At 55.5% G+C, this 22,233-nt stretch carries 20 protein-coding genes and 2 pseudogenes; 16 read left to right on the top strand and 6 right to left on the bottom strand.

Features of this window, described 5'->3' with window-relative positions:
- Positions 1-80: 80 nt before the first annotated feature.
- From paaF to MELB17_RS06370, 15 genes and pseudogenes are all read left to right on the top strand, one after another.
- Positions 81-854 carry a 2,3-dehydroadipyl-CoA hydratase PaaF gene (paaF, locus tag MELB17_RS06440; RefSeq protein WP_036183922.1) on the top strand — a complete coding sequence of 258 codons (774 nt, stop codon included), beginning with the start codon at positions 81-83 and terminating at the stop codon, positions 852-854.
- 78 nt (positions 855-932) lie between these two features.
- Positions 933-1,724, top strand: a complete 792-nt coding sequence (gene paaG / locus MELB17_RS06435) for a 2-(1,2-epoxy-1,2-dihydrophenyl)acetyl-CoA isomerase PaaG (protein WP_007349357.1) — start codon at positions 933-935, stop codon at positions 1,722-1,724.
- A 3-nt stretch (positions 1,725-1,727) separates the two neighbouring features.
- A complete protein-coding gene (gene paaH / locus MELB17_RS06430) occupies positions 1,728-3,248 on the top strand; it encodes a 3-hydroxyacyl-CoA dehydrogenase PaaH (RefSeq protein ID WP_007349356.1) in 1,521 nt (506 codons plus the stop codon).
- Entirely contained in the window at positions 3,245-3,703 is a 459-nt protein-coding gene (paaI, locus tag MELB17_RS06425; RefSeq protein WP_007349355.1) for a hydroxyphenylacetyl-CoA thioesterase PaaI, read from the top strand. Before paaH ends, paaI begins: the two co-directional genes overlap by 4 nt.
- Positions 3,700-4,947, top strand: a complete 1,248-nt coding sequence (gene pcaF, locus MELB17_RS06420; RefSeq protein WP_007349354.1) for a 3-oxoadipyl-CoA thiolase — start codon at positions 3,700-3,702, stop codon at positions 4,945-4,947. The genes paaI and pcaF overlap by 4 nt, the downstream gene beginning before the upstream one ends.
- Positions 4,948-5,036: 89 nt before the next feature.
- Positions 5,037-6,341 (top strand): annotated as a pseudogene (gene paaK / locus MELB17_RS06415) (phenylacetate--CoA ligase PaaK).
- 256 nt (positions 6,342-6,597) lie between these two features.
- A complete protein-coding gene (paaA, locus tag MELB17_RS06410; protein WP_007349352.1) occupies positions 6,598-7,587 on the top strand; it encodes a 1,2-phenylacetyl-CoA epoxidase subunit PaaA in 990 nt (329 codons plus the stop codon).
- 26 nt (positions 7,588-7,613) lie between these two features.
- Complete coding sequence (gene paaB, locus MELB17_RS06405; RefSeq protein WP_007349351.1) at positions 7,614-7,895, top strand: 1,2-phenylacetyl-CoA epoxidase subunit PaaB; 282 nt, start codon at positions 7,614-7,616, stop codon at positions 7,893-7,895.
- A 10-nt stretch (positions 7,896-7,905) separates the two neighbouring features.
- Positions 7,906-8,670, top strand: a complete 765-nt coding sequence (gene paaC, locus MELB17_RS06400) for a 1,2-phenylacetyl-CoA epoxidase subunit PaaC (RefSeq protein WP_007349350.1) — start codon at positions 7,906-7,908, stop codon at positions 8,668-8,670.
- Positions 8,671-8,697: 27 nt separating this feature from the next.
- A complete protein-coding gene (gene paaD / locus MELB17_RS06395) occupies positions 8,698-9,255 on the top strand; it encodes a 1,2-phenylacetyl-CoA epoxidase subunit PaaD (protein WP_007349349.1) in 558 nt (185 codons plus the stop codon).
- A gap of 12 nt (positions 9,256-9,267) precedes the next feature.
- On the top strand, positions 9,268-10,347 hold the full coding sequence (gene paaE, locus MELB17_RS06390; RefSeq protein WP_007349348.1) for a 1,2-phenylacetyl-CoA epoxidase subunit PaaE: 1,080 nt from the start codon (positions 9,268-9,270) through the stop codon (positions 10,345-10,347).
- Between the two features lie 17 nt (positions 10,348-10,364).
- Positions 10,365-12,410, top strand: coding sequence for a phenylacetic acid degradation bifunctional protein PaaZ (paaZ, locus tag MELB17_RS06385; protein WP_007349347.1), 2,046 nt, complete (start codon positions 10,365-10,367; stop codon positions 12,408-12,410).
- Between the two features lie 132 nt (positions 12,411-12,542).
- Complete coding sequence (locus MELB17_RS06380; protein WP_007349346.1) at positions 12,543-13,538, top strand: TRAP transporter substrate-binding protein; 996 nt, start codon at positions 12,543-12,545, stop codon at positions 13,536-13,538.
- Positions 13,539-14,054, top strand: coding sequence for a TRAP transporter small permease (locus MELB17_RS06375; RefSeq protein WP_007349345.1), 516 nt, complete (start codon positions 13,539-13,541; stop codon positions 14,052-14,054).
- Positions 14,051-15,325: a TRAP transporter large permease gene (locus tag MELB17_RS06370; RefSeq protein WP_007349344.1), complete on the top strand. Its 1,275-nt coding sequence runs from the start codon at positions 14,051-14,053 to the stop codon at positions 15,323-15,325. The genes MELB17_RS06375 and MELB17_RS06370 overlap by 4 nt, the downstream gene beginning before the upstream one ends.
- On the opposite strand, the gene MELB17_RS25440 is transcribed toward MELB17_RS06370, so the two are convergent.
- The 6 genes and pseudogenes from MELB17_RS25440 to MELB17_RS06345 form a co-directional block, all read right to left on the bottom strand.
- Positions 15,310-16,014: an ABC transporter ATP-binding protein gene (locus MELB17_RS25440; protein WP_007349343.1), complete on the bottom strand. Its 705-nt coding sequence runs from the start codon at positions 16,012-16,014 to the stop codon at positions 15,310-15,312. The two genes, MELB17_RS06370 and MELB17_RS25440, sit on opposite strands and share 16 nt — an antisense overlap.
- Positions 16,015-16,224: 210 nt before the next feature.
- Positions 16,225-16,674: pseudogene (locus MELB17_RS25435) on the bottom strand (hemerythrin domain-containing protein); the annotation flags it as partial.
- Between the two features lie 21 nt (positions 16,675-16,695).
- Positions 16,696-17,454, bottom strand: a complete 759-nt coding sequence (locus MELB17_RS06360; protein ID WP_007349342.1) for an ABC transporter ATP-binding protein — start codon at positions 17,452-17,454, stop codon at positions 16,696-16,698.
- Positions 17,451-18,458, bottom strand: a complete 1,008-nt coding sequence (locus MELB17_RS06355) for a branched-chain amino acid ABC transporter permease (protein ID WP_007349341.1) — start codon at positions 18,456-18,458, stop codon at positions 17,451-17,453. Before MELB17_RS06355 ends, MELB17_RS06360 begins: the two co-directional genes overlap by 4 nt.
- Entirely contained in the window at positions 18,458-19,333 is an 876-nt protein-coding gene (locus tag MELB17_RS06350; RefSeq protein ID WP_007349340.1) for a branched-chain amino acid ABC transporter permease, read from the bottom strand. The genes MELB17_RS06355 and MELB17_RS06350 overlap by 1 nt, the downstream gene beginning before the upstream one ends.
- A 76-nt stretch (positions 19,334-19,409) precedes the next feature.
- Positions 19,410-20,570 (bottom strand): ABC transporter substrate-binding protein, encoded by a 1,161-nt coding sequence (locus MELB17_RS06345; RefSeq protein ID WP_007349339.1) that lies wholly within the window; start codon positions 20,568-20,570, stop codon positions 19,410-19,412.
- Positions 20,571-21,032: 462 nt separating this feature from the next.
- Here MELB17_RS06345 and paaX point away from each other — a divergent pair, with 462 nt between their 5' ends.
- Positions 21,033-21,959, top strand: coding sequence for a phenylacetic acid degradation operon negative regulatory protein PaaX (paaX, locus tag MELB17_RS06335; protein WP_007349337.1), 927 nt, complete (start codon positions 21,033-21,035; stop codon positions 21,957-21,959).
- Positions 21,960-22,233 lie beyond the last annotated feature (274 nt).

The following is a 22,233-nucleotide window of genomic DNA, read 5'->3' as shown; positions in this document are numbered from 1 at the left end:
CACCGCTGTAAAGAACCGCCCGATAGCTGCGGGCCCACGTTCTAGCAAATCAAAAATAATGAAATACCGAGACCATAATGATGCCGCAGATACTGCTATCAGAAGGGCCAACTAACGGCGTTCGCCTTCTAACGCTTAATCGTCCCGAAGCTCTCAACGCACTCAATACCGCACTGCTCGAGGCGCTGAGCGAACAACTCGATATTGCAGAAACCGACCCTGAAACCAAAGCCGTCGTTATTACCGGGAGTGAGCGCGCGTTTGCCGCCGGTGCCGATATCAACGAGATGGCCTCCCGCGATGTTGTTGGAATGCTGGAAGACCCTCGTGTCCAACACTGGGCGCGCATAGACCGCTTTGTTAAACCGCTGATTATCGCCGTGAACGGGTTCTGCTTGGGCGGCGGCTGTGAGCTCGCAATGCGGGGTGACATTCTTATTGCCGGCACCAACGCCCAGTTTGGCCAACCTGAAATCAACCTCGGCATTATGCCCGGCGCCGGCGGGACCCAGCGCCTGGTGCGAGCGGTGGGGCAATCATTGGCGATGCAGATGGTTCTCACCGGGGAAGCTATCGGCGCCCAAAGAGCACTCGCAGCCGGTTTAATCACCGAAATCTGCCAACCGGAACTTACGGTTGAACGCGCCATGGCGATCGCCACCACGATTGCATCCAAAGGCCCTATTGCCGTGCAGCTAGCGCGCGAGTCGGTGCGCCGGGGTGCGGATATGGACCTTGCTGCCGGCCTGCGATTTGAGCGTCACGCGTTTACCATTCTGGCCGCAACAGAAGACCGCCGCGAAGGTCTGGATGCGTTTCGCAACAAGCGCAAGCCCCAGTTCAGCGGACGCTGATCTCGCTCAGACAACGACCAAACAACGATCAACTGCCCGATCACACACGGGTACCAAATCTACGAAAAGGACTATTCCATGACCGAGCAGAGCGTGCTTCTCGATATTGACCAGGGGATCGCCAAAGTTACCCTGAACCGCCCAGACAGCCTTAATAGCTTTAACGTTGAGATGCACAAACAGATGCGCGCCGCCCTCAAGAGCATTCGCAACGATGCCTCTGTGCGGGTAATGCTGTTGACCGGTAACGGCCGAGGTTTCTGTGCCGGCCAAGACCTGTCTGACCGCACCGTCAAGCCGGGCGCGCAAGTACCAGACTTGGGTATCTCCATCGAACAGTACTACAACCCGTTACTGCAAGCCCTGCGGGACCTGCCGATGCCGGTCATCTGTGCTGTAAATGGCGTAGCCGCGGGCGCAGGCGCAAATATCGCGCTGGCCTGCGACATCACACTTGCGGCTCGTTCCGCCAACTTTGTTCAGGCCTTTTGCAAAATAGGACTTATTCCCGACTGCGGCGGTACCTGGACTCTGCCGCGCGCGGTCGGAATGGCTCGTGCAAAAGGCCTGGCCTTATTGGGTGGCAAACTGAGCGCCGAAAAGGCGGAACAGTGGGGCATGATCTGGCAGTGCGTAGAAGACGACGCCCTACAAGATGAAGCCATGAACCTGGCCCGCCATTTTGCCACTCAGCCCACCAAAGGCCTGGCAATGATCAAGCGTGCCCTGCACGCAAGCGCCAATAATACGTTTGAAGAACAGTCACTGGTCGAGCGTGATCTGCAGCGCTTGGCCGGCCGCAGCGATGATTACCGTGAAGGCGTTTCCGCCTTCACGGAAAAACGCGCCCCCAAATTCACAGGAAAATAAACCATGCAGCCACTTGCCACAAACACGCCTGTTGCCATTATCGGCGCTGGCGCCATGGGCTCCGGCATTGCTCAGGTAGCCGCGCAGGCGGGCCACCAAGTGTTTTTGCTTGACCAACGGGAAGGTGCTGCCGAAGCAGGCCGTCAAAGCATCGTTCAACAACTTCAGCGGCGGGTCAATAAAGGAAAGATGGAGCAGTCCGCGTTGGATGCCCTCATCAACCGCATTACGCCGGTTAACGAACTCGACGATCTTGCCAGCGCCGGCCTGGTCATTGAAGCCATCATTGAAGACCTGGATATCAAGCGCAGCTTACTGACCAGCCTTGAGAAAGTCTGCGGCGACGACACCATTCTGGCCACCAATACGTCGTCCATCTCGGTAACGGCACTGGGCGCAAAAATGAAGCACCCCTCACGCTTGGTAGGCATGCACTTTTTTAATCCGGCGCCTTTGATGGCACTGGTGGAAGTGGTCAAAGGCCTGGCCACCAGCGATGACGTTGCCCAACGCGTTTACGCCACGGCGGCCCAATGGGGCAAGAAACCCGTAACCGCAACCTCTACCCCCGGCTTTATTGTGAATAGAGTCGCACGGCCGTTTTACGCAGAAAGCCTGCGGCTGCTTCAAGAACAGACAACAGACAGCGCCACCCTGGATGCCATCATGCGCGAGGCCGGCGGTTTCCGGATGGGCGCGTTCGAGCTGACAGATCTGATCGGGCACGACGTCAATTACGCAGTGACTTCCTCGGTGTTCAATTCCTACTACCAGGACACCCGCTTTTTACCTTCGCTGGTGCAGAAAGATCTGGTTGACGCCGGCCGTTTAGGCCGCAAGACCGGCCGGGGCTTTTACAACTACGCCGAGGGCGCGCAAAAACCCCTGCCTGCCACCGCCGAAAAAGCCAACTCCGCTGCCGATACCTTAATTGTAGAAGGCGACTCCGGCCCGCTAGCACCGTTGGTAAAACGACTGGCTGCCAGCGGCTTGAACATCATCGAACGCGATGGTCCCGGCCGCCTGCGATTTGGCGATGCCGTGCTGGCATTAACCGATGGCCGTATGGCCACCGAACGCGCGGCGAACGAAGCCTGCAACAATCTGGTGCTGCTCGACCTGGCGTTTGATTACGCCAAAACCACCCGCCTTGCCATTGCGGTTGCTGCGCAGGCGTCTGAACAAGCCAGAACCGATGCCTGCGCCCTGTTGCAAAAAACCGGCCTGGCGGTCAGCCAGATTGCCGACCGGCCAGGCCTGGTTGTTATGCGCACAGTGGCCACCCTAACCAATGAAGCCGCAGACGCGGCGCTGCACGGAGTGGCGTCTATTGACGATATTGACCTTGCCATGAAAGCCGGCCTGAACTACCCGGAAGGCCCTCTGCGCTGGAGTGACAACCTTGGGTTCAGCCTGGTGCATACCGTACTGACACACATCCAGCAGAGCTACGGCGAAGAGCGCTACCGGCCGGCCTTGCTGCTGCGGCAAAATCGTTTCGCCGAAAAAGGGTTCTATTCATGAGCAACCAACCGAACACACAAGCCCCGCAGCAGTTGGCTCAAAGCTGTGCCGACGCCATGTACCAGCGGGACGAAGCCAGCCGCAATCTGGGCATGGAAATCACCCAGGTTTCTCCCGGCAAAGCCACCGTTACCATGCCCGTGAGCAGCATCATGGTTCAGGGCCACGGTTCTTGCCACGGTGGCTACCTGTTTACCTTGGCGGATTCTGCTTTTGCCTTTGCCTGTAACAGCTACAACAAGGCCACCGTAGCATCCGGCTGCTCCATCGATTACATGCTGGGCGCCCGCGAGGGTGACCTTTTGACCGCCAGTGCGGTTGAGCAATCACGCGGCAACCGTACCGGCGTGTACGACATAACCATCACCAATCAGAACGGCCATGTGGTGGCCCTGTTTCGCGGCAAGTCCTACCAGGTGCGCGGCGAAGTCATCCAGTCGGAGAATAATCAATGAGCCATAACAAACCCCTACAAAACGCCTACATTGTTGACGCCGTTCGCACCCCCGTTGGCCGCTACGGTGGCGCTCTGGCCGCCGTGCGCGCCGACGATCTGGGCGCCATACCTATCAAAGCCTTGAAAGACCGCTATCCAGACCTGGATTGGGCCGCCATAGACGACGTGCTTTATGGCTGCGCCAACCAGGCCGGTGAAGACAACCGTGACGTAGCACGCATGTCACTGCTGCTGGCCGGTTTGCCAGTCGACGTACCGGGCGCCACCATTAACCGCCTGTGCGGATCAGGCATGGATGCCATCGGCAGCGCCGCGCGCGCCCTTCGCACCGGCGAAGCCGAGCTGATGCTGGCTGGCGGGGTGGAATCCATGTCGCGCGCACCTTTTGTGATGGGCAAAGCCGACTCAGCGTTCAGCCGTGCAGCCGAAATCTTCGACACCACCATCGGCTGGCGCTTTGTAAATCCTCTGTTGAAAAAACAGTACGGCGTTGACTCAATGCCAGAAACTGCCGAGAACGTGGCCGCCGACTTCAAAATTTCACGGGCAGACCAAGATGCCTTCGCCCTGCGCAGCCAACAGCGCACCGCAGCGGCGCAACAGGCGGGGCGTTTTAATTGTGAAATCGTGCCTGTGAGCATTCCCCGCCGCAAGCAAGACCCGCTGGTGGTGGATACCGATGAGCACCCGCGCGCCACCAGCCTGGAAAAACTCGCCAGCCTGGCCACACCGTTCCGCGAGGGCGGCAGCGTAACCGCCGGCAACGCCTCTGGCGTAAACGACGGCGCCTGCGCACTGTTGCTGGCCAGCGGCGATGCCCTGAAAAAACACAATTTGAAACCCCGTGCCCGCGTTGTAGCCATGGCAACCGCCGGCGTTGAACCGCGAATTATGGGCATGGGGCCCGCACCCGCCACTCGCAAAGTGCTGAAAACCGCAGGCCTGGAACTGGCTGACATAGACGTGATCGAGCTGAACGAAGCTTTTGCAGCCCAGGCTCTAGCGGTACTGCGCGACCTGGGCCTGCCGGACGACGCCGAACACGTTAATCCCAACGGCGGTGCCATCGCCTTGGGCCACCCGCTGGGTATGAGCGGCGCGCGCCTTGTTACCACCGCGATGAATGAACTGGAACTCCGCCACCGGCAGGGCCAGAAAGCCCGCTACGCTCTGTGCACTATGTGCATTGGTGTGGGCCAGGGCATTGCCATCATTATCGAACGCGTAGACAGCGCCGACTGATGTATCCGGCGCGCAAACCTGCGGGCCACACAGGAACTGAAGCCAACCGGTAGCAAACCGGGGCAACAAGAACAAGACAGGACAAAATAATGGATGTACCAATGCAAAAGTCGGAAACTGGACCGGATGGAAACTGCCAGCGTGGACGACTTCGCCACGAACAGCTGCAGCGTCTGCGCTGGAGCGTCTGGCATGCTTATACGAACGTGCCACACTACCGCAATGCGTTTGATGCCATTGGCCTGAAGCCGATGGACATCAACAGTTTGGAAGACATCGTCAGGATTCCGTTCACCGGAAAAGAAGACCTGCGGAATAACTATCCGTTCAAGATGTTTGCTGTGCCCATGAAAAAAGTCGTCCGGGTACACGCCTCCAGCGGCACCACCGGCAAACCCACGGTTGTGGGCTATACCCAAAGCGACATTGAAACCTGGGCCGACATAGTGGCCCGTTCCATTCGCGCCGGTGGCGGCCACGCCGGCGACAAGGTTCACATTGCCTACGGCTATGGCCTGTTCACAGGCGGCTTGGGTGCCCACTACGGCGCCGAGCGCCTGGGCTGCACCGTTATTCCCATGTCGGGTGGGCAAACCGAGAAACAAGTTCAGCTGATCAAAGACTTTGAGCCTGACATCATTATGGTCACGCCTTCTTATATGCTGAACATTGCCGACGAAATTGACCGCCAGGGCATTGACCCCAAAAAACTGCCATTGCGACTGGGCATCTTCGGTGCCGAGCCCTGGACCAATGAAATGCGTACAGAAATCGAAGACCGCCTGGGCATTCATGCGCTGGATATCTACGGTCTGTCTGAAGTGATGGGCCCGGGTGTAGGTATGGAATGCCTGGAAACCAAAGACGGCCCCACCATTTGGGAAGACCACTTCTACCCGGAAATTGTTAACCCGGAAACCGGCGAAGTGTTGCCCGACGGCGAATACGGCGAACTGGTGTTCACCTCGCTCACCAAAGTGGCCATGCCGGTACTGCGCTACCGCACCCGCGATCTTACCCGCCTGCTCCCCGGCACCGCTCGCCCCATGCGCCGCATTGACAAAATAACTGGCCGCAGCGACGACATGCTTATTATCCGCGGGGTTAACGTATTCCCCAGCCAGATTGAAGAGCAGGTGTTGAAATGCCGCGCTTTGTCGCCTCATTACGAAATCGAGGTGTACAAAAAAGGCAACCTGGACTGTGTGGATGTTCGGGTAGAACTGAAAGTTGGCGCAGAAGGCGAGAACGTCAAAGAACATACGGCCAAAGAACTGGCGCATCACATCAAATCGTATGTTGGTATCAGCACCAAAATAGACGTGCAGGACGCAGGAAGTATCAACCGCTCGGAAGGCAAAGCAAAGCGCGTATTCGACCGACGTAAAGACTGACACGGATGATTAAGCGACGCACCTCGCTCATCATTTAAATTTTGATGTTTATATAGTGATCCAAAAGCCACAACTTATTGCTAATAATTTAGTTAATAAATTCATCAAGTTAGAGATTTAACGCATCAACATGATACAGGATAATCTAGCTTGAAATTTATCCAGTATCATATAGTATAAAGACATAGCCCGTGGATCATCGCGGAGCATTGCTGTTCAACTACAACAGACAAACAAGACAGATTCGGAGAGAGTTATGTACGCACAGCTCGTTGACACCGGTACCAAGCGCCTCAAGACCCGTGAAGAGATGTCCCCCGAAGAGCGGGACTTTCAGGACAAAATAGACGCCGAAACCAAAATCGAAGCCAAAAACTGGATGCCAGACGGCTACCGGAAAACCCTGATCCGCCAGATTTCTCAGCACGCCCACTCGGAAATTGTCGGCATGCTACCAGAAGGCAACTGGGTTACCCGCGCGCCTACGTTGAAGCGCAAGCTGCAGCTGATGGCCAAAATTCAAGACGAAGCGGGCCACGGCCTGTACCTGTACAGCGCCATGGAAACCCTGGGCGCTGATCGCGATGAAGAAATTCAGAAGCTGCACGACGGCAAGGCCAAGTACTCGAGCATCTTCAACTACCCAACCCTGAACTGGGCCGATATGGGCGCCGTAGGTTGGCTTGTGGATGGCGCGGCTATCGTGAATCAGGTGGTTCTGCAGCGCACATCCTATGGCCCCTACTCCCGTGCCATGGTGCGAATCTGTAAAGAAGAGAGCTTCCACCAGCGTCAGGGCTTCCAGATTCTGCTGGACATGATGCGTCAAGGTACTCAGGCCCAGAAAGACATGGTGCAGGATGCCATCAATCGCCTGTGGTGGCCGGCGCTGATGATGTTTGGCCCACACGACGACGAATCCCCCAACTCGCAGCAGTCCATGGTGTGGAAGATCAAGCGCAAAAGTAACGACGAACTGCGCCAGATGTTCATTGACCAAACCATTCCACAGCTGGAGTTCCTCGGCTGCACCGCACCCGACCCAGACCTGAAGTGGAACGAAGAAACCGGTCACTACGACTTCGGCGCCATTGACTGGAAAGAGTTTTACGACGTACTCAAGGGCGATGGCCCGTGTAACCGTGAACGCATTTCCACACGCCGCAAAGCGATAGACGAAGGCACTTGGGTACGTGAAGCCGCCGTTGCCTACGCCGCAAAACAAAAACAACGCGCAGCCGCTTAAACAGGCGCGCGAATAGGAGAGTAATTATGTCTGAATGGCGCCTTTACGAAGTTTTCGTGCGCAGCAAGCATGGCCTTAACCACAAACATGTGGGCAGCGTGCACGCTGCTGACAATGAAATGGCCATGGAAAACGCCCGTGATCTGTACACCCGTCGCAGCGAAGGCGTGAGCATCTGGGTGGTTCCTTCTGACACCATCACGGCCTCTGCCTCAGACGAGAAAGAGATTCTGTTCGATCCGGCAGAAGACAAAGTGTATCGACACGCGTCTTTCTACAAACTGCCAGACGAAGTCGGACACATGTGAGGAGCGACCCATGACTGAACAAAAAGCTCTGCAGGATTATCTGCTCCGCCTGGCGGATTCCGACATGATTCTAAGCCAGCGCCTTTGCGAACTGTGTGGCAAAGCCCCGGCGATAGAAGAAGAAATGGCCATAATGAACGTCGGGTTAGACTTGGTTGGCCAAGCGCGCAACTGGTACGAGTACGCCGCCGAACTGATTGACGACGGCCGTGACGCCGACAAACTGTGCTTCCTGCGGGACGCTCTCGACTATCGCAACCTACTATTGGTTGAGCAGCCGAATGAAGACTACGCAGTCACCATGGCGCGCCAGTTTTTCTTCGACGTGTGGCACTACTTCATTCTGAAAAACTTGGTAAATGCCAGCGATGAGCGCATTGCTAACATCGCCGCGAAAGCCGTCAAAGAAGCCACCTATCACTTGCGCCGCTCGTCAGAGTGGGTCAAGCGCATGGGCGACGGTACCGAAGAAAGCCACCGCCGCATTCAGGAAGCGTTTGATCTGCTGTGGCGCTTCACTGGCGAACTGGTGACGCCAGACGAAACAGATCACGCCATGTTCAAGGCCGGCATTGGCCCGGATCCAGAGAAACTGAAGCAAGACTGGTTTGGCATGGTGCGCGAAGTGGCAGCCCAAGCCACCCTGAAAACTGGCGCGGAAGACGCCTGGATGTATATGGGCGGCAAAAGCGGCGTTCACACCGAACACCTGGGGTTTATCCTGGCCGAGATGCAGTTTTTGCCTCGCGCCTACCCGGATGCGACCACCTGGTAAGTCTTTTTGTTAAAGGGAGCACATCCGGTGAATGAACGTGAACCATCGTCTGTAGACCTGCTGATTGCCAGCGACCGGGTACCGGCCAAAGCCCACCCCGAACTGCTGACAGAAGACGCAATCTGGGCACTGCTGGATAACGTCAAAGATCCGGAAGTGCCCGCTGTCAGCGTGATAGAGCTGGGGATTATTCGCGCCCTGAGTTGGGACGGCAAACATCTGAGTATTGATGTCACGCCCACCTACTCCGGTTGCCCTGCCACCGAGCTGATCGAAGAACTGATTGCCGAAGCCTTGCGCGCCGCTGGCATCCGCGACCCACACATTAATCGCGTGTTAACCCCAGCCTGGAGTACAGACTGGATAACGGACGTGGGCCGGGAAAAACTCCGGGTATATGGCATAGCACCGCCCCAGGGTAATGCCAGCAAAATGAGCCTGCTGGGCGCTAACGAAGTCATCACCTGCCCATTTTGTGACAGTAAGCACACCGAACGAGTCAGCGAATTCGGTTCTACAGCCTGCAAGGCGCTTTACCGCTGCCGCGACTGCCTTGAACCCTTCGACTATTTCAAATGCATATAGAGCCGATACGCCATGAATAAATTCTACTCACTGGCCCTCAAAGAGGTCAGGCCGGAAACAAGAAACGCCGTATCCCTGAGCTTTGACCTGCCTACCGACGTGGCAGAAAAATTCAAGTACAAGCAGGGTCAGCACCTGGTGGTGCGCACTAAAGTAGACGGCGAAGAAGTGCGCCGCACCTACTCCATTTGTTCCAGCGTGAATGATCAAGAACTGCGTATTGCCATCAAACGTGTACCCGGTGGCGTATTTTCCAGTTTTGCTAACGACCTTTTGAAGCCCGGATCCGTTCTGGACGTTATGCCGCCGCAAGGCCATTTCTCCGTTGAGCTGGACCCAGAGAGGAAAGGCAACTACCTGGCGGTCGCCGCCGGCAGTGGCATCACGCCTATTCTGTCCATTATTAAAACCACTCTGGAAACCGAGCCCAGAAGCGAGTTCACCCTGTTCTACGGCAACAAAGGCACCAGCAGCACCATGTTCCGTGACCATCTGCAGGATCTGAAAAACGAATACATGACCCGTTTCAATCTGGTGTACATCTTCACCCGCGAAGAACAGGATATCGATCTTTACAACGGCCGCATTGACTCAGACAAGTGCGACCGGTTGTTCGACCACTGGATCGACGCCAAGAACCTGACCGCTGCCTTTCTTTGCGGCCCCCAGATGATGACCGAAACCGTGCGCGATTCACTGGCGCGCCACGGCATGGACAAATCGAAAGTTCACTACGAACTCTTTACGCCCGCCGGTGGTGTGCCTAAGGCACGCAAAGACCGCGCTGAAACCAAAGTCGACCTGCAAGCTGTCAGCGTTGTTACGGTAAAAGCCGATGGCCGCTCCCTGACTTTCGACCTGGTGCGCGATACCAAGAGCATTCTTCAGGCAGGTAACGACGAAGGCGCCGACCTGCCCTACTCGTGCCAAGCCGGCGTGTGTTCAACCTGCCGCGCCAAGGTCATTGAGGGCGAAGTGGAAATGGACCAGAACTTTGCGCTAGAGGATTACGAAGTGGCAGCAGGCTACGTGTTGTCATGCCAGTGCTACCCCGTCAGCGACAAGGTCGTTCTTGACTACGACGAAATGTAATTCTGGAGTTTTCATAAATGTCAGTTCTTAAAAGCTTTATTTCCGGTAAGTGGGTTGGTGAACGGCAGGCCAAAGCCCTTCCCAGCGCCATCAACGGCGAGATCGTGGCGCACACGCACGACGACACCCTGGACTTCAAAGAAGCCGCGGAATACGGCCGCAAAGTCGGTGGCAAAAACCTGCTGGCCATGGATTTCCAGGAACGTGCTCTGGCGCTCAAAGCCATGGCGATGTACCTGCAGGAGCACAAGAAAGAGCTGTACGCGATGTCTATGCACACCGGTTCCAGCAAAGCGGATAACGGCTTCGACATCGACGGCGGTTTTGGCACTATGTTTTCCTACGCCAGTATGGGCCGCCGCGAGCTGCCGTCTGGCAACGTAGTGCACGAAGGCCCGGTAACGCAGTTGGGCAAAAACAACCACTTCGCCGGCACCCACATTCTGGTGCCCCGTGGTGGTGTTGCCCTGCACATCAACGCCTACAACTTCCCGGTGTGGGGTATGCTGGAAAAGTTTGCGCCAACCTTTCTGGCGGGTATGCCTTCCATTGTTAAGCCGGCCACCTCCACTTGCTACGTAACCGAACTGGCCGTGCGCCTGATGCACGAATCCGGTGCTTTGCCAGAGGGCAGCCTGCAGCTGATCATAGGCAGTACCGGCGACCTGTTCGAGCACCTGCAAGAGCAGGATGTGGTGACGTTTACCGGTTCGGCAAAAACCGCACGCATGTTGCGTAACCACCCAAACATTGTCCAGCGCTCGATTCCGTTCAACGCCGAAGCCGACTCGCTGAACAGCGCGGTTCTGGCCCCGGATGTTACCCCGGAACACGAAGAATTCGATCTGTTTGTACGTGAAATCGGCCGCGAAATGACCGCTAAAGCCGGCCAGAAGTGCACCGCGATTCGCCGGGTTATGGTTCCACAAAACCAAGTGCAAGCCGTGTGCAATAAGCTTAAAGAACGGCTGCTGAAGATTACCGTCGGCGACCCTTCCGTTGAAGGCGTGCGCATGGGTGCTCTGGCGTCCATGGATCAACTGGAAGACGTGAAAGCCAACATCCAGGAACTGCTGAAAACCAGCGAACTGGTGATCGGCGGAGACGGCAGTTTCAAGCCCACCGGCGAGGGCACCGACAAAGGCGCGTTTATCGAACCGCACCTGCTGCTGTGCCGTAACCCGGAAAACGGTTGTGGTGCCCACGACATTGAGGCCTTCGGCCCGGTTGCCACCATTATTCCCTACAACACCCTGGACGACATGGTGGAACTGGTCGCCAAGGGCCGCGGCTCACTGGTGACCACAGTCACCACCCGTGATCCTGCGATCATTGCCAAACTGGCACCGGCACTGGCCGCCTATCACGGCCGCCTGCACCTGCTGGACGCGGAAGCGGCAAAAGAATCCACCGGCCACGGTTCTCCCCTGCCCATGTTGAAACACGGCGGCCCAGGTCGTGCTGGTGGCGGTGAAGAACTCGGTGGCATTCGCGCGGTGCATCACTACCTGCAGCGCACAGCTATTCAGGGCTCGCCCACCATGCTGGCAGCGGTCACCGGCGAATACGTTCGCGGTGCCAAGCTGATTGAAAACGACGTGCATCCGTTCCGCCGTCCTTTCGAAGACCTGCAGATTTGTGAATCGCTGCTAACACACCGCCGTACCGTCACCGAAGCAGATCTGGTGAACTTTGGCTGTTTGTCCGGCGACCACTTCTACATGCACTTTGATGAAATCGCGGCCCGCGAAAGCCAGTTCGGCAAGCGTATTGCACACGGCTATTTTGTGCTGTCTGCTGCAGCAGGTCTGTTCGTGTATCCAGGCGAAGGCCCGGTGTTGGCGAACTACGGCCTGGACACCCTGCGCTTTATCGAACCGGTAGCACCGGGCGATACCATTCGTGCCCGCCTTACCTGCAAACGCAAGATTGATCAGGGCCGGATGTCACCAGATGGCCATCCACAAGGCGTGGTGGTGTGGGATGTTCAGGTCACCAATCAAGACGACGTGCTGGTTGCCAGCTATGACATTTTGACCCTGGTTGCGAAAAAGCCGGAGTAGCTTATCCGGCCATAAAAAAACCGCCAGCAGCGTTCAGCTCTGGCGGTTTTTTTGTATCATTGGACGCTGGGCTTTAAACTGCGCCACTCTGGCACATCCTTCCGGACGCATCAACACTTGAGGATAACTACAATGAAAAAACTCGCGTTGAATACACTGGTGCTTGGCCTTTCCCTATCGTTGGGTAGTACGGTTTTTGCGTCTGAATTTACCAACATGGATCCGATTACTCTGCGCTTGGCTCACGTGGTCAATGAACAGGATGGCTTTCATATTGCAGCCGTCAAATTTCAGGATTTGGTAGCAGAGCGAACCGAAGGTGCGGTGAACATCGAACTTTATCCTAACGCTTCGCTAGGTGACGAGCGCACCCTGCTGGAAGGTATGCAAATTGGCACCGTTGATATGGGCGTGATCACTAACGGCCCGGTCGCTAACTTTGTCGAAGAAATGGCGGTTTTTGAGCTGCCGTTTTTGTTTCCTTCACCGCAAGCCGCTTACGATGTGCTCGACGGCCCCATTGGTCAGGAACTGCTCGACAAGCTTTCCGAGGTCAACCTGAAAGGTCTGGCCTACGCCGAACGCGGCTTTCGTAATTTGACCAACAGCGAGCGCCCGGTCAACACACCAGAAGACATAAAAGGCCTGCGTATTCGCGTAATGGAAAATCCGGTGTATGTGGACACCTTCCGCGCATTGGGTGCCAACGCCATTCCGATGGCGTGGACGGAAGCCTTGACCGCCATGCAGCAAAACACCATTGATGGACAAGAAAATCCCGCCAATGTCATTCATTCCTTCAAGCTCTACGAAACCCAGGATTATATGACCCTCTCACGGCATACCTACGCCCCGGCCATCTTCGTGATGGGTATGCCGGTCTGGAACAAGCTTCCAGAAGCGGCACAGGCTGTGGTCGTCCAGGCCGCCCAGGAAGCCGCCGAACATGAGCGCCGGGTAAACGCCGAGATGGAATCCCAGCAACTGGCTGAACTGCGCGAAGCCGGCATGCAGATTAACGACACTCCAGATATAAAGGCGTTTCAAGCCGCCGTAGTGCCAGTATATGAGAAGTACGCTGAACAGTTCGGTGATTACCTGCCACGTATTCTGGAGGCGCTCAAGTAAGTGACCATCACAACCCAATCGCTTTTAAAGCCACTAAAGCGAATTGAGCAAGGGCTGGATGCGATCATCCAACCCTTGGTCTTTGCGGGCATGGCGGCGCTGATTGGGGTGATTACCCTGCAGATTATCTCCCGAGTGATGTTCAGCGCAGTCGGCTGGACCGAAGAAGTCGCTCGTTTTCTGTTGGTGTGGATCACTTTTTTTGCAGGCACCCTGGCTTTTCAGCGTGGCCGGCACATCGCCGTAACATTTGCCGTAGACGCTCTGCCCGTGCGCCTGCGACAAGCCGCGCGCATTGCCGGCACCCTGGCGGTATTGGCCTTTATGGTGGCACTGGTAGTGATCGGCTATCGTTATATGCAAGTTCAGAGCTTTCAGAAATCTGCCTCGTTAAGGCTCTCTATGACCTACGTTTACGCCGTGATTCCGCTCTGCGCGGCCGTGATGAGTTGGTACGCTTTGGTCGATCTGTTGGAGCTTTTAATAGATGGCGAGCGTGAGGAACCCGTTCCATGACGCTGCTGCTGTTCGGTCTGTTCTTCGCGCTGATGCTGCTCGGTATACCTATTGCCCTGGCGATCGGTGCCAGCACCATGATCGCGCTCAGCCAGGCTGGGGTCCCTTTGATGGTGGTTACCCAGCAGATGTTTCAGGGCATCAATTCTTTTGCCTTGGTGGCCATTCCCATGTTCATACTGGCCGGCGACCTGATGGCTCAAGGCAAAGTGAGCGAGAGGCTCGTCAACTTTGCCAACTCTCTGTTCGGCTTTCTACGGGGAGGCTTATCGGTCGTGTCGGTGATGGCAGGAATGTTCTTCGCAGCAATTTCAGGCTCCGGGGCGGCGACCACAGCGGCGGTGGGAGCAAGTCTGGTGCCGGAGTTACGCAAAAAAGGTTATGACCCCGCGTCTGCTGCCAGCCTGATTGCCGCAAGCGGTACAATCGGAGTGGTCATCCCGCCGTCCGTGCCCATGATTATTTATGCAGTAATTGCCCAGCAATCGGTATCTGAGCTGTTCCTGAACGGCTTTTTGCCAGGGCTAGCCATGGGGATGGGGCTGATGGCAATTGCCATTACCCAAGCCTACAAGCGCCAGTATCCCAAAGGCACGCCTTTCTCCCTGGCCACCATCTGGCGCACATTAAAAAGCGCGAGTTGGGGGCTGATGACGCCAGTCATCATTCTGGGAGGCATATTCTCGGGAATCTTCACGCCCAGTGAAGCCGCGGTGGTGGCTGTCAACTACGCGTTGCTGGTCTCGCTGTTCATTTACCGCGACCTCAAGCTAAGCGATGTGTATCGCATTTTGATTCGCTCGGCAATTACCACCTCGGTGATCATGCTTGTGATCGCCACCTCGGCGGTGCTGAGCTGGACGCTATCCAGCTGGCAGGTGCCCGGCGCTATTGCTGAAGCGGTGCTGTCTATCTCCGCCAACCCTTACGTGATCATGCTGTTAGTGGTGGGCATAATCCTGCTGACCGGTGTATTTCTCGAGACGGCCAGCGCATTGATTATTCTAACGCCGGTTTTGCTGCCGCTGGTGCTTCAACTGGGCATTGACCCGATTCATTTTGGCCTGATCATCGTGGTCGGGTTGGCGATCGGAATGATCACCCCACCGGTAGCGATCAACCTTTATGTGGCGTCCTCGATCACTCAGCTGCCTTTGGAGCGCATCACTCGGGCAATCATCCCTTACTTGCTGGGGTTGATCAGCGTGCTGCTAATGGTCGTGTATATTCCTATTCTGGCCGGCTGGTCAGGGCCTTACATACCCAAATAAGCCTCGCGCACTTTCTCGTTGCTCAACAACTCACGGCCAGAACCTTCCACCACTACGCGGCCCGTTTCCAGTACATAGCCTCGATCGGCCAGCGCCAGCGCCTGGGAGGCGTTCTGCTCTACCAAAAAGATGGTCATGCCTTCGTTTTTGAGCTCTTTGATGATATTGAAAATTTCTTCAATAATCAGCGGTGCAAGCCCCATGCTGGGCTCGTCTAGCAGCAACAGTCTGGGCTTTGCCATCAGCGCCCGGCCCATGGCCAGCATCTGCTGCTGGCCGCCAGACAGTTCGCCCGCCAGGTTGCGGCGTTTCTGGCGCAGTATGGGAAACTTCTCGTACATGCGCTCGATGTCGTCTTCCACTTCGGGGCTACGGCCACGGGTATAAGCGCCCAATAGCAAGTTATCTTCAACGCTCAGATCTTTGAACACCTGGCGGCCTTCAGGCACCTGCACGATGCCGTTGGCAACCCGCTGATCGGTCGGTATCTTTAGCAGATCTTTGCCTTCAAAGGTGATGCTGCCGGCGTCTGTCGGTTGCAGCCCGGAAATGGTCATCAGCAATGTGGACTTGCCGGCACCGTTGGCGCCCACCAGTGACACAATCTCACCGCTGTTGATGCGGATATCAACGCCATGGAGTGCTTCAATCTGGCCGTAGGAGGTCTTCAGGCCCTTGATCGTGAGCATCTCCTCGGCAGCGTGCTGCGCAGTTCGGCGTGGCGCGTGACGCAACCCCAGGCCACCCAGGCGCTCCGGTGTGTAACTCACGATACGGTGCCGCAGCTCACGGAACTCATACCGCACCCGCTCGCCAAACAGCGGATCATTGGCCTGGTCACGGGATTCGGTAATCAGGCGCCAGTCGTCTTCACTGAGGAGCTTGCGCGCCCGCGGGATAACCACGCCTTCCTCTTTTTTAATGTGCTTGCGCAAGGCTTCAGTAAACCGTGCCAGCGCATGGCTAAATTCCTCACGGCCGTCGGGCCAGCGCTCCATGCACACCATCAACAGATGACGCAGCTCGTTGATTTTCTGGTCACCAATTACGTAACCATGAGCGAGCTTGTCTAGCAGCGGCTTGGTTTCCGGCGACTTTTCTCCCAACAGTCGATACAACACGATCTCAGCAGGGGAGCTGTGAACACGTCGGGCGAAGTGCTGAATGTAGTCGAAAATATTGTTGTACAGCGTTTCATCAGGCTGCTGTTCGTTGATGTTCATATCGTGCTGAAGCTGGTCCAGCAAATCCAGTATGCGCCACAAGGCCTGGTGTTCCTGCACGATGGTGCTGATGGCCTGCACACTGAAACTGTCTTCAGGCGCCGTGTTGGTCGGTGTTTGTGTCATTGTCATTATTCCTCGCTCCGTTTAACCGCCCAAGTAAGCTGCGATCACGTCCGGATTAGCACGAATCTGTTCCGGTGTGCCTTCCGCCAGCACACGCCCGTAATTAAGCACCAGTAAACGGTCGGAAATGTTCATTACCAACTTCATGTCGTGCTCTACCAACATCACGGTAATGCCCTGCTCGGCAATCTTGCGGATTAACGCCTCCAATGCGGTGGTTTCCACTGCGTTCAAGCCAGCTGCGGGCTCATCCAGAAGGATAATTTTCGGCTCTGCCGCCAACGCGCGGGCAATCTCCAGTCGTTTCAGTGCACCGTAAGGCATTGCCGAAGCTTCAGCATTGACATACTCGCCACAACCCACAAACTCCATCAGTTCGGCGGATTTGGCTTGGGCGGCTTTTTCACCCCGGGTCAGCGCCGGCAAGCGGAAAAGCGTGGTCAGCAGATTGCTTTTCAGGGTCAGGTGACGGCCCAGCATCACGTTTTCAATCGCCGACATATTCATGCAAATCTGCATCTGCTGAAAGGTACGGCACATACCTCGCTCTGCGAGCTGGCTGGGCTCCAGTTTCGCGATGCTTTCGCCGTTCAGCTTTACGTCGCCCCCCGTGGGCGTATACAGACCGGTAATCAGGTTGAACAGCGTGGTTTTGCCAGCGCCATTCGGCCCAATCACCGAATACACTTGTCCCGCGTCTACCGCGAAGCTCACGCCTTCTACAGCATGCACACCGCCAAACGCCTTGGACAGGTTATTCACTTCCACCAGAGCCGTCATGCGTCACCTCCGGCGGACTTTGAGCGTCGTTTTGCCAGGAAATTAGCCACCGTTGGAAGCAGCCCTTTGGGCATGAAAATCATCGTCAGCATCAGAATCAAACCAAACAGCACCATCTCAAACTCTTGAAAATCAGCCAGCACTTGCGGCAGTAACTCCAGCACCACAGCGCCAATGATCACCCCTATGGTTGACCCCATGCCGCCCAGCACCACCATCGTGATCAACAAAATGGAAAACTCAAAACCTGCCACTGCGGGCGTTATAAAGCCCTGAAAATGCGCGTAAAGCGCACCCATTACGCTGGCGTAAACTGCCGAGATAACAAACACCAGGCTCTTGTACTTCGTGGTGTTAACACCCACCACGCTGGCTGCCACCTCTGAGCCGTGTACCGAGCGCAAGGCGCGACCGATAGGCGAGTCAATCAGGTTCTGTGCCAGCCAGACGGCGACCAACAGCACCACGCCTGCAAAAAGGTACCAGGCCAGATCACCGCTGATATCCATGCCAAACAGGGAGTATTGGCCAAATGGGCTAAGCTCCCAGCCAAACACATCAAAGGCAGGCACCGGCATACCATCCGGCCCACCCGTCATCTCCCGCTCATTATTCAAAATGATGGCAATAATGAAGCCCACGGCGAGGGTTGCCATAGATAGGTAATGGCCTTTCAGGCGCAGAATCGGGCGGCCGACCACCCAGGCAATAATGCCCACACCAAAAGCGCCAACAATCAGCGCCGGTATGGCAGACCAGCCATAATGACTGGTCATGATCGCGCTGAAATAGGCACCCAGACCAAAAAAGCCAGCATGCCCCAGGCTGATTTGGCCGGCAAAGCCTACTAGCAGGTTAAGCCCCACCACGGCACCGGCAATCAACGCGATTTGCGTGGCCAGGCTGTAATGAAACGGGTTGGAAATGAACAAAGGCAAAGCAAAAACCACAATGGCCAAAAACACCAAGCCCTTCAAACGGAATTCGGAGAGTTTCGCGACCATCACACCCGCTCCACAACTTTGGCGCCAAACAGGCCCCGGGGCATGAAGAACAACACCAGCAGAATCATCGAGAAGGCCACCGCGTCTTTGTAATCAGACGACAGATAGCCCGCGGCCATGGCCTCAACCACGCCCAACGCCAAACCACCCACAACGGCGCCCACACCACTGCCCAGGCCGCCAATGGCCGCTGCCACAAAGCCTTTCAAACCAAGGATGATGCCAATATCGTAAGAAGTGAACGTAATAGGAGCGACCACAATGCCGGCGATTGAACCCAGCAGTGCAGACACCATGAACGCCAGCATCAGCACCATCTGGGTGCGAATACCCACCAGGCGGGCGGCGTCTTTGTTCATGGAAGTGGCAAGAATCGCTTTACCGGTCATGGTGCGGGTGAAGAAATACACCAATACCGCTACCAGCACCGCACCCACGCCCAGCACCCACAGACTTTGACTGTTCAGTACAGCGCCAAATACTTCAATCGGTTCGTCGCCGCTGAAGTTAGGCATCACGTGGTACTTTTTGCCCCAGACTAATTGAGCCAGACCACGGATAAAAATAGACGCGCCGATGGTAATAATGATCAGCGTGACAACGTTCGCATCTTTTGCCGGTGCAATCGCCAGGCGCTGCAGGGCAATACCCATAAGACCCGCAAGAACAACCGCCAACACGATGGCAAGCAACATCGGCACACCCATGGCCGTTAAAGACACGGTCGCCATACCACCAATCATCAAAAATTCGCCCTGGGCGAAGTTGATAACATGATTGGCGTTATAAATAAGGGTAAAGCCCAAAGCGATCAGGGCGTAAGTAGCACCAATGGTGATACCGGTAAACAGATATTGCAGAAATTCGGAGAACATAATCGGGTCCGCTCGCGCAGCGGCCAACTACCGCCCCTAAGGGCGGCAGTTGGCCTGTGGTACGGATGAGAAAGGTTTAGTTGACCAGCTTCCAACTGCCATTCTGGACTTCCAGAATGCGGAATGAATCAGCAGTAAGGCCGTTATGGTCATCGGCAGACATATTGTAGGTGCCGGTTACGCCTACGTGGCCCTGAATATTTTCAAGTGCATCGCGAACGGCTTCTTTATCTGTCGTACCGGCTTTTTCGATGGCTTGTACTGCCAACATCAGGCCGTCATAGGCATAGGCACCAAAGGTAGATACCTTTGCGTTCCAGCGAGCTTCGTATTCGCTTTTATACGCTTCTACAATCGGTTTCTGAAGGTCGGAATCCGGCAGTGAGTCTGGAACCAGCAAAGGCGATGCGGGCAACCTCAGACCTTCGGCGCTGTCGCCGGCAAGTTCAAGGAAACCGTCAGAGGCAACACCGTGGGACTGATAGAAAGGCAGATCAATACCCAACTGCGCGTAGTTACGGGTCACAATGGCCGGGCCCTGGCCAAAACCGAAGTTCAGAATGGTTTGAACACCGTCGGTACCGCGGATATTGGTCAGCTGCGCGGTCATGTCGGTGTCTGAGCCACCGTAGGTTTCGTCCGCAACCACTTCAATCGTGCCCATCTCCTTGGCCACCGCAAGGGTTTGCTCGCGACCGGAACTGCCAAAGCCACCGGTACCGGAAATCAGACCAATTTTGGTCAAACCACGGGACTTCATATCATCCAAAATACGCTCTGCTGCCATGCGGTCAGACTGCGGCGTTTTGAATACCCACTTTTTCACCGGCGTTGTAATAACCGTAGCGCCTGCCAGCGAGATGAAAGGAATCTGGGCCTGCTCAATCATCGGCACAGCGGCCATGGTGGCACCGGTTGTACTTCCGCCGACAATAATATCTACACGGTCTGAACGAATCAGCCGGCTCGCGAAGTTACGAGCTTTAGACGCATTGCCGGCGTCATCGTAGTGGATCAACTCAAGTTGGCGGCCAAGTACCCCGCCTTCTTCATTGATTTTCTCGACGTACATTTCCAGGGTTTTGAGCTCCGGGTCACCCAGAAAGGATGCAGGGCCGGTCACTGATAAAAAAGATCCAATGCGGATGGGATCGGCAGCCTGGGCACTCATCGCCAACAGTCCAGCTGCTGTGATGGCTAAAAATTTCTTCGTATAATGAGCCAGTGTTCCATTCATTGTTTTTTTCTCCACAGAATAAGGCCGGAATCATTTTGTTTTTATGCGTTTGATTTACTGACTATTACAACGAGTTCTCAAGACAGAGCTGGGCATTTTCGCATCACTTATCCCCCCACCTGAAAGCCTCCCTCATTAATGATATATAGCAGCCATCTTGCTCCAAAAACAGCGCTCACAACACAGTGCCAGTCAAATGCGATACCAACAATATGTGTAATTAGAAAATATTGTATCATTACGTCGATGTCAACTGCGGCGGCCGTACTGGCCGCTGTTTTTTTGACCGCCAACATCAGTTTAGATGAATGCTCACAAAGTGCTCAATGTTCACAAAGTGCTCGATGGTGAACTGGCCCGCCGCCTTTACCTGATGACACCAGAGAGATAAGGTTCATTCCTCGCAATATTAAGCACTCTGATAGCGCCGAACGCTGCCGGAAAATCCTTTAAGAGAAGAACATGTCAGCAAAAAGTCAGCTTGCCAGTCTGATACAGGAATTTCAGCAACAACGCCCGGTCCGTGCAGGTTCGCTGATCATTACCATTTACGGCGATGTTATCCAGCCGCGCGGCGGTAATGTGTGGTTAGGCAGCTTGATGAAGCTGGTCGCGCCTATGGGCATTAACGAGCGCCTGGTCAGAACGTCGGTTTACCGGTTGGTGCAAGAAAGCTGGTTGCAGGCTGAAAAGGTGGGTCGCTGCAGTTATTACAGCATAACCGGGGACGGCCTCAGGCGTTTCCGGCAGGCGTTTGAGCAGGTTTACAGTATTGGTGACGACGACTGGAACGGCGGTTGGTGCCTGACATTACTGAATCAGCTTGAACCTGAACTGCGGCTAAAAGTGCGCGAAGAGCTCAAATGGCTGGGCTTTGGCAATCTGTCACCCACCATCATGCAGCACCCGCGTTTCAAGCCCGAGCAATTAACCCCGTTATTGCAAGAATGGGGCGCATCGGATGACGCCATTGTGATGCAAACCCACCCAATAGAACCGCGCAATTCAAAAGCGCTGCGCAGACAGGTTAAAGAAAGCTGGAATCTGGATGAACTGGGTTTGCGCTACAAACGCTTCTTGGAAAAATTCCGCCCGCTATGGCGGGAGCTTAACCATAAGGACAACCTCAGCCCCGAAGACTGTCTGGCCGCACGGCTTCTGCTGATTCACGAATACCGAAAAATACTGCTGCGCGACCCTTTTCTGCCTGACGAGCTATTGCCAAGTGACTGGGAAGGGCGCAGCGCCAAGCAGCTGTGCCGAAACCTTTACCTCGCAATGTACGCGCGCTCTGACGAATTCCTGGCCTGCGATCTGGAAAATGCATCCGGCCCGCTGCCTGTCCCGGGGGCTGGGTTCTATCGCCGCTTTGGGGGGTTAGAGCCGTAAAATCAAGCCTTCTACCCTCGTATTTAAGGCGACAATGTTCGCTCAAAATGCCACTTCCGGGTCAGCCCAAACAGCCCAAACAGCCCAAGAACGTAGACGATAGTCTAATAAACAAAAAATAGTGGTTGAATTATGTACGCTTGGTAACTAACTTAGTGTCCGAGACTGACAACAATAAAACAATATGTGGAGCTAACAACAATGCAAAGTAACAAACCTAATATTACCAGTCCCTTTACTATGCGCCGTCTTGCGGTGGGTGTAGGCAGCGCTT

Source organism: Marinobacter sp. ELB17, from assembly GCF_000169375.1.
Taxonomy (GTDB): domain Bacteria; phylum Pseudomonadota; class Gammaproteobacteria; order Pseudomonadales; family Oleiphilaceae; genus Marinobacter.
The sequence above is the reverse complement of the archived record's forward strand: the minus strand, read 5'-3'. Positions and strand labels throughout refer to the sequence as shown.